The sequence below is a fragment of the Metalysinibacillus jejuensis genome (genome assembly GCF_003057615.1).
GTDB classification, from domain to species: domain Bacteria; phylum Bacillota; class Bacilli; order Bacillales_A; family Planococcaceae; genus Metalysinibacillus; species Metalysinibacillus jejuensis.
The window spans coordinates 1-399 of sequence record NZ_QAFW01000175.1; the positions used below are offsets into that span (position 1 = coordinate 1).

The window sequence follows — 399 nt, forward strand, 5'->3', positions numbered from 1 at the left end:
CATTTCTTCTAGTGGTGGTGCACCTGCTGGCTCATATAAATGAACTGTTACATCTAAGGTTTGGAATGCCTCTACTATCATTGGTCTTACTTGACGCCAGTCTAACCCACCATTTCCACAACCCAAAGGAGGCAATGCAATTGACTGAATTTTCAAATCATTTATAACCTTTACTAGATCCTTTAACCCTTCTTCAATGTATTCAAGTTTAGAAGGGTTACGCCAATGCTCCTTGGTAGGAAAATTGATGATATATCTAGGTGAGGCAAATCCTACAACTTCAGTGACATGCATGTTACCCACTTGCACAAGCCCCTTTTTACAGGCTTTCTCATACTGTTTAAACACATCAGGGAAAGCTTGTTTAAACTGAAGGGCAATTCCTTTTCCCATTACACC

1 protein-coding gene is annotated in these 399 nt (G+C 40.1%); it reads right to left on the reverse strand.

All coding sequences use genetic code 11. From position 1 onward, the window contains the following. Positions 1–399 (reverse strand): macro domain-containing protein (locus DDE80_RS14760; protein WP_161952365.1); only part of this gene is annotated, 399 nt, incomplete at both ends.